This is a genomic window from Mycobacterium sp. NTMscope_MAC_12 (assembly GCF_976985675.1).
This window is the reverse complement of the sequence record NZ_CDRJYY010000001.1, coordinates 1,877,578-1,891,045: the sequence shown is the minus strand read 5'-3', so window position 1 is coordinate 1,891,045 and position 13,468 is coordinate 1,877,578. Positions and strand designations below refer to the sequence as shown.

12 protein-coding genes and 1 other RNA gene are annotated in these 13,468 nt (G+C 68.9%); 7 read left to right on the top strand and 6 right to left on the bottom strand.

What is annotated here, in order from left to right:
- Positions 1-13 precede the first annotated feature (13 nt).
- The 3 genes from glnA to AC0KS4_RS08760 all read right to left on the bottom strand — a co-directional run bounded on the left by glnA (position 14) and on the right by AC0KS4_RS08760 (position 4,709).
- Complete coding sequence (gene glnA, locus AC0KS4_RS08770) at positions 14-1,354, bottom strand: type I glutamate--ammonia ligase (protein ID WP_225330047.1); 1,341 nt, start codon at positions 1,352-1,354, stop codon at positions 14-16.
- A 92-nt stretch (positions 1,355-1,446) separates the two neighbouring features.
- Positions 1,447-3,015 (bottom strand): alpha/beta hydrolase, encoded by a 1,569-nt coding sequence (locus AC0KS4_RS08765; protein WP_238957856.1) that lies wholly within the window; start codon positions 3,013-3,015, stop codon positions 1,447-1,449.
- A gap of 137 nt (positions 3,016-3,152) precedes the next feature.
- Positions 3,153-4,709: an alpha/beta hydrolase gene (locus AC0KS4_RS08760; protein ID WP_238957855.1), complete on the bottom strand. Its 1,557-nt coding sequence runs from the start codon at positions 4,707-4,709 to the stop codon at positions 3,153-3,155.
- A 189-nt stretch (positions 4,710-4,898) separates the two neighbouring features.
- On the opposite strand from AC0KS4_RS08760, the gene panB reads away from it, so the two are divergent.
- Together panB and AC0KS4_RS08750 are read left to right on the top strand one after the other, a co-directional pair.
- A complete protein-coding gene (panB, locus tag AC0KS4_RS08755) occupies positions 4,899-5,744 on the top strand; it encodes a 3-methyl-2-oxobutanoate hydroxymethyltransferase (RefSeq protein ID WP_238957854.1) in 846 nt (281 codons plus the stop codon).
- A 184-nt stretch (positions 5,745-5,928) separates the two neighbouring features.
- Positions 5,929-7,137, top strand: a complete 1,209-nt coding sequence (locus AC0KS4_RS08750; protein ID WP_238958037.1) for a glycoside hydrolase 5 family protein — start codon at positions 5,929-5,931, stop codon at positions 7,135-7,137.
- 10 nt (positions 7,138-7,147) lie between these two features.
- On the opposite strand, the gene AC0KS4_RS08745 is transcribed toward AC0KS4_RS08750, so the two are convergent.
- Positions 7,148-7,528: a heme-binding protein gene (locus AC0KS4_RS08745; protein WP_425326373.1), complete on the bottom strand. Its 381-nt coding sequence runs from the start codon at positions 7,526-7,528 to the stop codon at positions 7,148-7,150.
- A gap of 128 nt (positions 7,529-7,656) precedes the next feature.
- Here AC0KS4_RS08745 and AC0KS4_RS08740 point away from each other — a divergent pair, with 128 nt between their 5' ends.
- The 3 genes from AC0KS4_RS08740 (at position 7,657) to AC0KS4_RS08730 (ending at position 10,891) form a co-directional block, all read left to right on the top strand.
- Complete coding sequence (locus AC0KS4_RS08740; protein ID WP_238957853.1) at positions 7,657-8,868, top strand: FAD-dependent oxidoreductase; 1,212 nt, start codon at positions 7,657-7,659, stop codon at positions 8,866-8,868.
- A 98-nt stretch (positions 8,869-8,966) separates the two neighbouring features.
- Positions 8,967-9,221, top strand: a complete 255-nt coding sequence (locus tag AC0KS4_RS08735) for a hypothetical protein (RefSeq protein WP_225329029.1) — start codon at positions 8,967-8,969, stop codon at positions 9,219-9,221.
- Positions 9,222-9,313: 92 nt separating this feature from the next.
- Positions 9,314-10,891, top strand: a complete 1,578-nt coding sequence (locus AC0KS4_RS08730) for a CYTH and CHAD domain-containing protein (RefSeq protein WP_238957852.1) — start codon at positions 9,314-9,316, stop codon at positions 10,889-10,891.
- 78 nt (positions 10,892-10,969) lie between these two features.
- Here AC0KS4_RS08730 and rnpB read toward each other — a convergent pair.
- An RNA gene (gene rnpB / locus AC0KS4_RS08725) (RNase P RNA component class A) lies at positions 10,970-11,371 on the bottom strand.
- Positions 11,372-11,458: 87 nt separating this feature from the next.
- Here rnpB and AC0KS4_RS08720 point away from each other — a divergent pair.
- Complete coding sequence (locus AC0KS4_RS08720) at positions 11,459-12,169, top strand: 2OG-Fe(II) oxygenase (RefSeq protein WP_225329027.1); 711 nt, start codon at positions 11,459-11,461, stop codon at positions 12,167-12,169.
- Between the two features lie 3 nt (positions 12,170-12,172).
- Here AC0KS4_RS08720 and AC0KS4_RS08715 read toward each other — a convergent pair whose 3' ends face one another.
- Positions 12,173-12,802 (bottom strand): class I SAM-dependent methyltransferase, encoded by a 630-nt coding sequence (locus AC0KS4_RS08715; RefSeq protein WP_238957851.1) that lies wholly within the window; start codon positions 12,800-12,802, stop codon positions 12,173-12,175.
- A 46-nt stretch (positions 12,803-12,848) separates the two neighbouring features.
- On the opposite strand from AC0KS4_RS08715, the gene AC0KS4_RS08710 reads away from it, so the two are divergent.
- Positions 12,849-13,424, top strand: coding sequence for a helix-turn-helix domain-containing protein (locus AC0KS4_RS08710; RefSeq protein WP_238957850.1), 576 nt, complete (start codon positions 12,849-12,851; stop codon positions 13,422-13,424).
- Positions 13,425-13,468 lie beyond the last annotated feature (44 nt).

Here is a 13,468-nt window from a genome sequence, read left to right as displayed (position 1 = left end):
GCGCATGAAACCGCTACAGCGACAGGTAGGTATTCAGTTCGTACGGGGTGACGTGGCTGCGGTAGTTCGCCCACTCGGTGCGCTTGTTGCGCAGGAAGAAGTCAAACACGTGCTCCCCCAACGTTTCCGCGACCAGCTCGGAGGACTCCATGGCGCGAAGCGCGCTGTCCAGGCTGGTGGGCAGCTCGCGGTATCCCATCGCCTGGCGCTCCGCGGGGGTCAGGTCCCACACGTTGTCCTCGGCCTGCGGCCCCAGCACGTAGCCCTTCTCCACCCCGCGCAGCCCGGCGGCCAGCAGCACGGCGAACGTCAGGTACGGGTTGCACGCCGAGTCGGGGCTGCGGACCTCGACGCGCCGCGACGACGTCTTGTGCGGGGTGTACATGGGCACCCGCACCAGCGCGGAGCGGTTGGCAGCCCCCCACGACGCGGCGGTCGGCGCCTCGCCGCCCCCCACCAGACGCTTGTAGGAGTTGACCCATTGGTTGGTGACGGCGCTGATCTCCGAGGCGTGCTCGAGGATCCCGGCGATGAAGGACTTGCCCACATCGGAGAGCTGCAGCGGGTCGTCCGGGCTGTGGAACGCGTTGACGTCGCCCTCGAACAGGCTCATGTGGGTGTGCATCGCGGAGCCGGGGTGCTGCCCGAACGGCTTGGGCATGAACGACGCGCGGGCGCCGTTGTCGATCGCCACTTCCTTGATGACGTAGCGGAACGTCATCACGTTGTCGGCCATCGACAGGGCGTCGGCGAAGCGCAGGTCGATCTCCTGCTGGCCGGGCGCGCCCTCGTGGTGGCTGAACTCCACCGAGATGCCCATGAACTCCAGCGCCTCGATCGCGTGGCGGCGGAAGTTCGAGGCGGAGTCGTGGACCGCCTGGTCGAAGTAGCCGGCGTTGTCGACCGGAACCGGCGGCGTCCCGTCGTCGGCGCCGGGCTTGAGCAGGAAGAATTCGATCTCGGGGTGCACGTAGCAGGAGAAGCCCAGGTCGTTGGCCTTCTGCAGCTGGCGGCGCAGCACGTGCCGCGGGTCCGCCCAGGACGGCGAGCCGTCCGGCATGGTGATGTCGCAGAACATCCGCGCCGAGTGGTGGTGGCCGCTGGGCGAGGCCCACGGCAGCACCTGGAAGGTGGACGGGTCGGGGTTGGCGACGGTGTCGGATTCCGAGACCCGCGAGAAGCCCTCGATCGAGGATCCGTCGAAGCCGATGCCCTCCTCGAAGGCGCCTTCGAGTTCGGCCGGGGCGATCGCGACCGACTTGAGGAAGCCGAGCACATCGGTGAACCACAGCCGAACGAAGCGGATGTCTCGTTCCTCGAGCGTGCGCAGCACGAATTCCTTCTGGCGATCCATAACTCGAACAGTATGCAACGGCTGTTAAATCTGCGTTACCGATGCCCGCTCAGAACCGTTGCGATGGCCACCGCGGGGCCGTCGGTCGCTGGTCAGGACCGGCAGCTGTAGCCGGCCGGCGGCGGGGTGCCCGCGACCAGGTAACGCACCACGGCGTTGTCCACGCATTGATCGCCGTTGAACACCGCCGTGTGCTGCGTGCCGTCGTAGGTGATCAGCGGGCCGCCCAGCTGGCGGGCCAGGTTCACCCCGGCCTGATACGGGGTCGCCGGGTCGTGCGTGGTGGAGACGACGACGACCTTGCCCGGCGCCATGGGCGGTGCGGCGTGGGGCGCCGACGTCGGCGGGACGGGCCACAGCGCGCACAAATCGCGGGGAGCGTTTCCCGTGAACGGCCCGTAGCTCAGGAAGGGCGCCGCCTGGCGGATCCGCTGATCCGCGGTCACCCAGCTGGCCTGGTCGGTCGGATTCGGGGCGTCGACGCACCGGATCGCGTTGAACGCATCCTGGTCGTTGGAGTAGTGCCCGTCGCGGCCGCGTCCCTGGTAGTCATCGGCGAGCAGCAGCAGGTCGCCGGCGTCGGTGCCGCGGGCCAGGCCGAGCAGGCCGCTGGTCAGGTATTTCCAGTGCGTCGGCGTGTAGAGCGCGTTGATGGTGCCGGTGGTCGCGTCGGCGTAGCTCAGCCCGCGGGGGTCCGCGGTGCGGCCCGGCTTGGTGGCCAGCGGGTCGACCAGGGCGTGGTAGCGGGCGACGAACTGGGACGGGTCGGTGCCCAACGGGCAGCCCGGCGAGCGGGCGCAGTCGGTGGCGTAGTCGTTGAAAGCCGTTTGGAATCCGGCCATTTGGTTGACGTTCTCGTCGATGGGGCCGACGGTCGGGTCGATGGCACCGTCGAGCACCATCGCCCGCACGTGGTTGCTGAACTTCTCCAGGTAGGCGGTCCCCAGCTCGGTGCCGTAGCTGTATCCCAGGTAGTTGATCTGTTCGTCGCCCAGCGCCTGGCGCACCGCGTCCATGTCACGCGCGACGGACGCGGTGCCCGCGTTGGCCAAAAACGCGGCGCCCATGCGGTTCACGCATTGCTGGGCCAGCTGCCGGTAGAGCTGCTCGATGTGCGCGACGCCGGCCGGGCTGTAGTCGACCATCGGCTCTCGCCGATACGCGTCGAATTCGGCGTCGGTGCGGCAGCGCAGCGAAGGAGTGGAGTGGCCCACGCCGCGCGGGTCGAAGCCGACCAGATCGAAGTTGCGGCCGACGGGCGAGTTCTCCAGGTCCGGCGCCATCGCGGCCACCATGTCGACCGCCGAGCCGCCGGGACCCCCGGGATTGACCAGCAGCGATCCCATCCGTTGCCCGGTCGCGGGCACGCGGATCACCGCCAGCTTGGCCTGGGCGCCGCCCGGGTTGTTGTAGTCGATCGGGACCGACACCGTGGTGCACCGCGCGGCGGGGATATCGCTTGTGTCCGAGACGAATTGGCCGCAGCTCCCCCAGCCCTGCGGCGCCGCGGCCGCCGGCGGGTTCGGGGCCGGGGTCTGCCCCGCGCCCGGTTCGGGCGTGGCGCCGGCCACCGGCAGCGCGGCGACGGCCGAACCGCCCAGCACAAGGCCGAACGAAAGCAGCGCCGAGCTCACGGGTCTCAGGCGCGACATGGCTGTCATCGTTGCAGCCGCGGGTCCCCGTGGCAGCGCGAAACGATTACGCCTTGGTCTCGGCTCTCAGCCGGTTCGAGCCCGCACCGAGCGTGCAACCACGGCGACGAATCGACGAAAATCCCGCCGTGAGTACACGTTCGGCGCTAGCACTTGGCGCCGCTCGGCGGCGTCGTGCCGCCGACCAGATAGGCCGTCACGTAGTTGTCGATGCAGCCATCGCCCTGGAAGACGACCGTGTGCTGGGTTCCGTCGTAGGTCAGCAGCGAGCTGCGCAGCTGGTTGGCCAGGTCGACGCCGGCCTTGTAGGGAGTCGCCGGGTCGTGGGTCGTCGACACCACCACCGTCGGCGCCAGGCCGGGCGCGGAGATGGTGTGCGGCTTGCTCGTCGGCGGTACCGGCCAGAACGCGCAGGTGCCCAGCGGCGCGTGGCCGGTGAACTGCCCGTAGCTCATGAACGGTGCGATCTCCCGGGAGCGGCGGTCTTCGTCAATCACCTTGGCCCGGTCGGTAATCGGCGGCTGGTCCACGCAGTTGACCGCCACCCGCGCGTCGGTGGCGTTGGTGTAGTGGCCGTGCGAGTCGCGGCGCATGTACATGTCGGCCAGGGCGAGCAGGGTGTCGCCGTGATGGTCGACGAGTTCGGAGAGGCCGTCGGTCAGGTGATGCCACAGGTTCGGTGAGTACAGCGCCATGATGGTGCCGACGATGGCGTCGCTGTAGCTGAGTCCGCGCGGGTCGTTGGTCGGGACCGGCCGGCCGACCATGGGGTTGTTGGGGTCGACCATCGGGTCGACCAGGCTGTGGTAGACGTCGACGGCCTTGGCCGGGTCGGTGCCCAGCGGGCAGTTCGGTTGTTTCGCGCAGTCGGCGGCGTAGTTGTTGAACGCGTCCTGGAATCCCTTGGCCTGCCGCAGGTCGGCCTCGATGGGATCGGCGTTGGGGTCGACGGCGCCGTCGAGGATCATCGCCCGCACCTTGTTCGGGTAGGCCTCGGCGTAGGCCGAGCCGATCCGGGTGCCGTAGGAGTAGCCGAGGTAGGTCAGCTTGTCGTCGCCCAGCGCGGCCCGGATGGCGTCGAGGTCCCTGGCGACGTTGACCGTCCCGATGTTGGCCAGAAAGCCCTTGCCCATCTTGTCGACGCAGCGGCCGACGAACCGCTTGGTCTCGTCCTCGATGTGGGCCACACCGGCCGGGCTGTAGTCGACGTTCGGCTCGGTGCGCAGCCGGTCGTTGTCGGCGTCGGAGTTGCACCAGACCGCCGGGCGCGACGCGCCCACCCCGCGGGGATCGAAGCCCACCAGGTCGAACCTTTCGCGGACCCGCTTGGGCAGGGACTGGACGACGCCCAGCGCCGCTTCGATGCCGGACTCCCCGGGCCCGCCGGGGTTGATCACCAACGAGCCGATCTTGTCCCCGGTCGCGGGGAAACGGATCATCGCCAGCGTGGCGTCGTCGCCGTCGAGGTTGTCGTAGTCGACCGGCACCGCGAGCTTGCCGCACAACGCGCCGGCCGGGAGCTTGACCTTCGGGTTGGCGGCCCGGCACGGCGTCCACTCCACCGCCTGGCCCAGCTTGGGTTCGGACATGACGGCGCGTCCCAGCACCACGCGTTCGCAGCCCGCCAGAAGCAGCGCCACGGCAGCGATCGACGTCCACATCAGCAGCGTGCGCGCGCTCGTGCCGCGGCGAGACGAACCCATGCCAACATATGCTGCCAGAGGAAACCTGAGATCCTGATCAGCGGCACCGCCGCGCGCGGAGCATGGCCTGTCTCACACTGTCGCGCCGTTTCAACCGCGCCGAAGAAATGGCAGAATGACACCGTCAGACGAACCCGGGGACCCGTTTTGGGCCACGAGGATCGACCCGACCACCCACTAGGGACAATGATGTCTGAGCACAACGTTTACGGTGCCAATTCGTCTGCGCCCGCGCAGCCGCTCACCAAGATCCGCACCCACCACCTGCAGAAGATGAAGGCCGAAGGGCACAAGTGGGCGATGCTCACGGCCTACGACTATTCGACCGCCCGCATTTTCGACGAGGCCGGCATCCCGGTCCTGCTGGTCGGCGACTCGGCGGCCAACGTCGTCTACGGCTACGACACCACCGTGCCGGTGTCGATCGACGAACTGATTCCGTTGGTCCGCGGCGTGGCGCGCGGCGCCCAGCACGCCATGGTCGTCGCGGACCTGCCGTTCGGCAGCTACGAGGCCGGGCCCGCCGCCGCGCTGGCCGCCGCCACCCGGTTCATGAAAGAGGGCGGCGCGCACGCGGTGAAGCTCGAGGGCGGTGAACGGGTCGCCGAGCAGATCGCCTGCCTGACCGCCGCGGGCATCCCGGTGATGGCGCACATCGGGTTTACCCCGCAGAGCGTGAACAGCCTGGGCGGCTTCCGGGTCCAGGGCCGCGGCGACGCGGCCGAACAGACCGTCGCGGACGCGATCGCCGTCGCCGAGGCCGGGGCGTTCTCCGTGGTGATGGAGATGGTGCCGGCCGAGTTGGCCACCCAGATCACCGGCAAGCTGACGATTCCGACCATCGGGATCGGCGCCGGACCGAACTGCGACGGGCAGGTGCTGGTGTGGCAGGACATGGCCGGCATGAGCAGCGGCAAGGCCGCCCGCTTCGTCAAACGGTTCGCCGACATCGGCGGGGAATTGCGCCAGGCCGCAACGCAATATGCGCACGAGGTCGCCGCAGGGGTTTTCCCCGCCGACGAGCACTGCTTCTGACCCCGCGCGTCAGCGCACGATGGCCGGCACGCCGCGGTGCGCGCCCGGACCGCCGATCTGAGGGTCCCGCCTCGTTGACAACGTTACCCCGGTCACAACGAAACCGCCGAAAAACGTTGTGTGGCAGGCATGTACGATTGCTCTTAGGAGACGATCCGGACTCTAAAGAGCAAAGGTGGACCACATCGACCGGGGGGACCGTGGTGGCTTCGTACACCGTCGAACGGTGCTGAAGTTCCCGCTGCTAGTGGCAGGAGGCATCGTTTTGGCCCGCACACCGCACGCGTCCGCGCAGCCGCCTCGCACCTCGCCGCAGGCAAGCCGGTGGTCGCCCGAGCGGGCCAACCGCTGGTATCAGGCGCAAGCCTGGCCGGTGGGCGCGAACTACATCACGTCCAACGCCATCAACCAGCTGGAGATGTTCCAGGCCGATACCTTCGATCCCCGGCGCATCGACACCGAATTGGGTTGGGCCCAAACAAATGGATTCAACGCGGTGCGGGTCTTTTTGCACGATCTGCTCTGGGCGCAGGACCACCGAGGGTTCCAGGGCCGTCTCGCGCGGTTCGTCGACATCGCGGCCCGCCACGACATCAAACCCCTGTTCGTCCTGTTTGATTCGTGTTGGGATCCGTTCCCCAAGCCGGGCCCGCAGCCCGCGCCCCGGCCCGGCATCCACAACTCCGGCTGGGTGCAGAGCCCGGGCGCCGCGCGCCTCGATGACCGCGGCTACGTCCGCACCCTGCGCGGCTACGTCACCGGAGTCCTGACCCAATTCCGCAATGACGACCGCATTTTGGGCTGGGACCTGTGGAACGAGCCGGACAATCCGGCGGACACCTACGCCTCGGTGGAACGCAAAGACAAGGTCGACCTGGTCGCCAACCTGCTCCCCCAGGTGTTCGAGTGGGCGCGGTCGGTCGATCCCCGCCAGCCGCTGACGAGCGGCGTGTGGCACGGCGAGTGGGCCGACCCGGCGCGCCGCAGCGTCATCGCCGGGATCCAGCTCGACAACTCCGATGTCATCACCTTCCACTGCTACGGCGAGCCGGCGGCGTTCGAGAGGCGCATCGCCGAGCTCGTCCCGCTGGGGCGCCCGATCCTATGCACCGAGTACATGGCCCGGCCGCTGGGCAGCACGGTGCAAAACATCCTGCCGATCGCGAAGCGCGCCAACGTCGGCGCATTCAACTGGGGATTCGTCGCCGGGAAAACGCAGACGTACTTTCCCTGGGACTCCTGGGACCACCCGAACCCGGATCCGGCGATGCCGCAGGAATGGTTTCACGACTTGCTGGGACCCGACGGACGGCCGTTCCGCGACACCGAGATTCAGACGATCCTCGAGTTGAGCGACCTGGCAATGCATCTGCGGCCGCCGCCGGCCAGCTGACCGGAAGGCTTCAGCGGCACCGATTCTGGAAGTCGGTCAGCGGCTGGCGGATGCCCTCGAGGTCGGCGTGGGTCTGCGGGTTGGCATCCATGTACTGCTTCAACTGATCGCGCATGTCGCTGCGCGGTTGGCCCTTCAAGCTGGTGAAGTAGTCGTTGACGTCCGGGTGCGTGAACAGGTACGCCGACGTGGCCGCGGCGACGCCCGACGAGACCTGGGCCAGATCGGCGGCCGTGCAATTGGGTTGCGACGTGGGCGCCGGCTCCGGATCGTCCATCGGCACGTCCGCGGCGGCCGAACCGGCTGTCGCGAAAAGCATTGCCACACTGGCCGCGCAGGCCGCCATTCCGCCGGCAACGGCCCGGGCTGCCGGGCGAACACAAGACCCCATGCAAACGCTCCTTCGTCGGCCACCGCACAAGGCGAGCGGTATTCGTATCGCAAACCATAAGGGGTTTGCGCGCCGCGCACGCGCGAATCAGGCGCCAAACAAATGCAGGCCCGCGGTAGGGTCGGGCCGTGGCGGAAGTCCTTCAGACCCAGGTTTGTGTTGCCGGTGGGGGCCCCGCCGGCCTCGTTCACGCGCTCCTGCTCGCCCGCGCCGGGGTCCGGGTTGTCGTCTTGGAGAAGCACAATGACTTCCTGCGCGACTTCCGCGGCGACACGGTGCATCCCAGCACCCTGCGGATCATGGACGAGCTTGGGCTCGTCGATGAGCTCCTGCGCCTGCCGCACACCAAAATCGACCGTGTCGCGTTCGACACCGACGGCACGATTCGCACCTTCGGCAACTTCGGTGTGCTCAAGCGGTTGGGCTTCAAACAGCCGTATATCGCGTTGATGCCGCAGTGGGATTTCCTCGACTTCCTCGCCGAAAAGGCCTCTGCCTACCCGGAATTCACGCTGATCCGCAACGCGGAAGTCAAAGACCTGATCTTCGACGGCGATCGCGTGATCGGGGCGCGCACACCCGACCTGGAGGTCCGCGCCGACCTGGTCGTCGGCGCGGACGGGCGCAAATCCGCGGTCCGGGCCGCGGCCGGGCTGCAGACCGCTGCGGCGCACTCCCCGATGGACGTGTTGTGGTTTCGGCTCAACTGGCGCCCCGGCGATCCGCAGGAGCTGTACGGGGTGGCCCGCAAGGGCTTCACCATGGCGTTGATCTACCGGGGCGACTATTGGCAGATCGCGTATCTGATGCCGAAGGGGTCCGACCCCCGCGACGGGTCGCTGGAGGCGTTCAAAGAGCGCGTCGTGGCGGCGCGGCCACAGCTACGCGAACACGTCGACGACCTTCGTTCCTGGGACCAGACCAGTCAGCTCGACGTGCGGGTGGACCGGCTCGAGACGTGGTGGCGCACCGGCCTGCTGTGCATCGGCGACGCCGCCCACGCCATGTCGCCGATCGGCGGCGTCGGGATCAACCTCGCCGTCGCCGACGCGGTGGCGGCGGCCAACATCCTGAGCGTCCCACTGAGCAACGGACGGCTGCGCGACACCGACCTCGCCAAGGTGCAGCGCCGGCGGGAGCTGCCCGCCCGGGTCATCCAGGCGATCCAGGTGTTCGCCCAGGATCGGGTGATCGCGCCCAATTTGAACGGTGGTGACCTGTCACCTATCCCGATCCCCGCGATCGTGGGTCGGGGCCCGCTGCGATCCATCCCGCCGATCGCCTTCGGGCGGGGCCTTCGCCCCGAACACGTCCGCACCCCGAACGTGCACACGGCCTAACGCTTTCCGGCCCCGCCGCCCCAGCGATATTCACATTCTCGGCCCGCCCGCCGCGCTGTGACGGCACAATGCACTGAGGGGTCGGAAGGAGAGTGCAGATGAACCGCCGCCGCGGGCTTGCCGCACTGCTGGTGTTCTCGGGCGTGGTGTCCGTCCCCGCAATCCTTACCGCGGTGCCCTCCGCCGATCGGGTCGAGGCGACCGTGTGCGTGGGCGCGGGCCGACGCGTCTCGGTGAGTGGCTGCACCAACATCGCTGACAACATCGCCCGCTATGCCCCGCCGCCCGCGGCCTATGCGCCGCTGCCGGAGGACGACACGTCGGCTCCTCCCCCTCCTCCGCCGCCGCCATAGCGCCGTCACCGCGGTGTGGCAGGCTATGGGTCTCATCCCCCACCGTCCACCGCGTTCAAGGCCGCGGCGACGCGCCGTCAACGGAGCGAAAGATGCCTGCACAAACGCCGCAGACCTCGCGTCACCTGGAGGTAGAGCGCAAGTTCGACGTCGTCGAGTCCACCGTGTCCCCGTCGTTCGAAGGGATCGCCGCGGTCGCCCACGTCGAGAAGTCGCCGACGCAAACCCTGGATGCGACGTACTTCGACACGCCCGCACATGACCTCGCGCGCAACAAGATCACCCTGCGCCGCCGCACCGGTGGCTCCGACGCGGGGTGGCACCTCAAGCTGCCGGCCGGGCCCGACGCGCGCACCGAGGTCCGCGCGCCGCTGGACGCATCCGGCCCCGACGGGAACAACGCCGTGCCCACCGAGTTGACGGACGTCGTGCTGGCGATCGTCCGCGACCGGCCGCTGCAGCCGGTCGCGCGCATCACCACCGAGCGCGAGAGCCAGGTGTTGTACGACGCCGCGGGCGTCGCGCTGGCCGAGTTCAGCAACGACCACGTCACCGCATGGTCGACGCGGGGCTCCGATGACAGCGCCGGAGCCGCCGCCGATGAAACCGGTGCGCCGCCCACCGAGCTGGAGTGGCGGGAGTGGGAATTGGAGCTGCTCGAAGCGGGCGGTCAATCCAACGGGGCGGCCGGCACCGAGCTGCTGAACCGGTTGAGCAACCGGCTGCTGGACGCCGGTGCCGCGCCGGCCGGGCACGGCTCCAAGCTGGCGCGGGTGCTCGGCACCCCGCCACCGCCCGACGGCGCGCAGCCGTCCGAGGATCCGTTGCAGCGCGCCATCGCCGAGCAGGTCCGCGAGCTGCTGGTGTGGGATCGCGCCGTGCGCGCCGACGCGTATGACTCCATCCACCAGATGCGGGTGACCACCCGCAAGCTGCGCAGCCTGCTGCGTGATTACCAGGATTCGTTCGGGTTGCCCGAGGAGGGATGGGTGCTGGACGAGTTGCGTGAGCTCGCCGGGATCTTGGGGATGGCGCGCGACGCCGAGGTGCTCGCCGAGCGATACGAGCGTGACTTGGACGGGCTCGCACCGGAATTGGTGCGCGGTCCGGTGCGCGAACGCCTGGTCGGGGGCGCCCAGCGTCGCTACCAGACCGGGCTGCGCCGGTCGTTGATCGCGATGCGCTCGCAGCGTTACTTCCGGTTGCTCGACTCCCTGGAGACGATTGCTGCCCAAACCCCCGTCGCCGCCGCGGCCGAGGAACAGGCCCCGGTGACCATCGACGCCGCCTACAAGAAGGTCCGCAAGGCAGCGAAGGCCGCCGCCCGGGCCGCGCGGGAGCAGCCCGGCGACCACCACCACCGCGACGAAGCGATACACCGAATCCGCAAGCGCGCCAAGCGTCTTCGGTACACCGCGGCCGCCACCGGCGCGGCGAAGGTGTCCGAGCAGGCCAAGGCCGTGCAGTCGCTGCTCGGCGATCATCAAGACAGCGTGGTCAGCCGTGAACACCTGCGCCAGGAGGCGGAGATCGCCCACGCCGCCGGCGAAGACACTTTCACGTACGGGCTGCTGTATCAGCGGGAGGCCGACTTGGCGCAGCGGTGCCGCCGCGAACTCGACGGCACCCTACGCAAACTCGCCAAAGCGGTGCGCAAGGCGGGCCACTAACCCGGTCGCGAGACTGCAGCCACCGACGCCCCCACTCGGCGAACGGGTCGCTGGTTGCAGTTTCGCGGAGGCTGAAGGCGGACGAGTTGGCCTGTAAGCCGGATTCTGTTCCCCACCGCCGCGCGTGAGCAACGGCGGTGCGGCGGCGACCATCCATCTGGACACACCGTCACCGGGTGCCTCGAGCGGCCTACCCGCAGGCTCGGGCGAGCAACCCTCGAACGCCTGCGCGGCCGCACCAGCGGTGCGGCCTTCTTGGCCTTGCTTCGGGTGGGGTTTGCCGAGCCACCCCGGTCACCCGGGATGCTGGTGCGCTCTTACCGCACCGTTTCACCCTTACCACCGCGAGGGTGGCGGTCTGTTTTCTGTGGCACTTTCCCGCGAGTCACCTCGGATTGCCGTTAGCAATCACCCTGCTCTGTGAAGTCCGGACTTTCCTCGAACCGCCTTGCGACGGCCCGCGGCCGCCCGGCCAACTCGTCCGCGACGATAAACGGTACCCGCTGCGCGGGGCCGGGGCCAGCAACCGTTTACCGTGGAGCCGGGTCACGAATCGGAAGGACGCGGATGTCCCGGTGGAAAAGGCGTGTCGATTCAGGCGATTGGGAGGCTATCGCCGCCGCGGTCGACGAGTACGGCGGGGCGCTGCTACCGCGACTGGTCACGCCCAGCGAGGCGGCGCGGCTGCGCAAGCTCTACGCCGACGACGCCCTGTTCCGTTCCACGATCGACATGGCGCCCAAGCGCTATGGGTCCGGGCAGTACCGCTATTTCCACGCGCCCTACCCCGAACCGATCGAGGATCTCAAACAGGCGCTGTATCCCCGGCTGCTGCCGATCGCCCGCGATTGGTGGGGCAGGCTGGGCCGGGACGCACCCTGGCCGGACCGCCTCGACGACTGGCTGGCGGCCTGCCACGCCGCCGGCCAGACCCGGTCCACGGCCCTGATGCTGAAATACGGTGCGGGCGACTGGAATGCGCTGCACCGGGACCTCTACGGGGACTTGGTGTTCCCCTTGCAGGTGGTGATCAACCTCAGCGACCCGGCCACCGATTACACCGGCGGTGAATTTTTGCTGGTCGAGCAGCGACTGCGGGCTCAATCCCGGGGCACCGCAACGCAATTGCCGCAGGGGCACGGCTACGTCTTCACCACCCGGGAGCGGCCGGTGCCCTCGGCCCGCGGCTGGTCCGCGGCGCCGGTGCGCCATGGTGTGTCCGTGGTTCGCACCGGGCAGCGCTACGCGATGGGGCTGATCTTTCACGACGCGGCGTGAGGATCATTCGTCTCGTCGCAACGCGATCACGTGGTCGGGCACCCTGGCCGTTTCCCCGTTGACGGTCATCTCGCGCTCGACGGAGTCGGCCCGTAACCGAGTCCAGGCGGTCGAATCCAGCCGTAACGAGGCGATCACCTCCTCGATGCCGAGGAAGGAGTGATCGTGGTGCTGCGCCCACGGCGGCACCGCCCCGTGGTCGACGATCAACAGCACGCCACCGGGATTCACGCGGCCGGCGGCGTTCCGTAACACGTTTTCCCGGTCGAGGCGGGCCGGCGAATGAAAATACTGGGCAGAGATCAGGTCGAACATCCCTTGCGGGAAGCTCTCGTTGAGGTTGTGCCGCTGAAATTCGATGTGGGCGGCCATATTCCGCGCCGATGCGGCCGCGCGGGCGCGTTGCAGCGCGGTGTCCGAGACGTCGACGGCCACCACCTGCCACCCGCGGTCGGCGAGCCACAGCGCGTCGGCTCCCTCTCCGCAGCCCAGGTCGAGTGCTCGGCCCGGCGCCAGGTCGGCGGCCACCTCCGCGAGCCGGGGGTTGACCCGTCCGCTCCACACCCGCTCGAGTGACCGGTAGCGCTCTTCCCAGAACTGCTGGGCGTCATCGGGTTTGCAAGAACTGTCCATACCGCGAGCTTGCCCATTCCGCCAGGAGTTGCCAAGCTGAATTGCCATGCAGGCAAAAACCGACCCCGACATCGACCTCCTGGTGCGGCGGAGGCTGCGGGAGCTGCGCGTGCAGCGGGGCATGACGCTGCAGGAGGTCGGCGAGAAGGCGGGCATCAACGTCTCGACGCTCAGCCGGCTCGAGTCCGGCAAACGCCGCCTGGCGCTGGATCATCTGCCGCGGCTGGCCCGGGCTCTCTCGGTGAGCACCGACGAGTTGCTGCAGACCTCGTCACCGCCGGACCCGCGGGTGCGCGGCGCGGCGCACACCCACCACGGCGTCACCTACTGGCCGCTGACCCGCCAGGGTCCCGCCGGCGGCCTGCACGCGTTCAAGGTTCGCGTCAGCGCCCGGCGGCGCAACCCGCCCGCCGACCTGCCCGTGCATGAGGGGCAGGACTGGATGTACGTGCTTTCCGGCCGGATGCGGCTCATCCTCGGCGACCGCGACTTCACCATCGACCCGGGCCAGGCCGTCGAATTCTCGACGTGGACGCCGCACTGGTTCGGCGTGGTGGACGGGCCGGTGGAGGCCATCGTGATTTTCGGCCCGCACGGCGAGCGGCTGCACCTGCACAGCTGACCGGTACGGCGTTAGCGTGGAGCGATGGACCGGGGCTCGGAATA

What these genes read in the sequence shown, in the direction of transcription:
- glnA (WP_225330047.1), bottom strand. Translation starts at nt 1,354, where the DNA reads ATGGATCGCCAGAAGGAATTCGTGCTGCGCACGCTCGAGGAACGAGAC.
- AC0KS4_RS08765 (WP_238957856.1), bottom strand. Translation starts at nt 3,015, where the DNA reads ATGACAGCCATGTCGCGCCTGAGACCCGTGAGCTCGGCGCTGCTTTCG.
- AC0KS4_RS08760 (WP_238957855.1), bottom strand. Translation starts at nt 4,709, where the DNA reads ATGGGTTCGTCTCGCCGCGGCACGAGCGCGCGCACGCTGCTGATGTGG.
- panB (WP_238957854.1), top strand. Translation starts at nt 4,899, where the DNA reads ATGTCTGAGCACAACGTTTACGGTGCCAATTCGTCTGCGCCCGCGCAG.
- AC0KS4_RS08745 (WP_425326373.1), bottom strand. Translation starts at nt 7,528, where the DNA reads ATGGGGTCTTGTGTTCGCCCGGCAGCCCGGGCCGTTGCCGGCGGAATG.
- AC0KS4_RS08735 (WP_225329029.1), top strand. Translation starts at nt 8,967, where the DNA reads ATGAACCGCCGCCGCGGGCTTGCCGCACTGCTGGTGTTCTCGGGCGTG.
- AC0KS4_RS08730 (WP_238957852.1), top strand. Translation starts at nt 9,314, where the DNA reads ATGCCTGCACAAACGCCGCAGACCTCGCGTCACCTGGAGGTAGAGCGC.
- AC0KS4_RS08720 (WP_225329027.1), top strand. Translation starts at nt 11,459, where the DNA reads ATGTCCCGGTGGAAAAGGCGTGTCGATTCAGGCGATTGGGAGGCTATC.
- AC0KS4_RS08715 (WP_238957851.1), bottom strand. Translation starts at nt 12,802, where the DNA reads ATGGACAGTTCTTGCAAACCCGATGACGCCCAGCAGTTCTGGGAAGAG.
- AC0KS4_RS08710 (WP_238957850.1), top strand. Translation starts at nt 12,849, where the DNA reads ATGCAGGCAAAAACCGACCCCGACATCGACCTCCTGGTGCGGCGGAGG.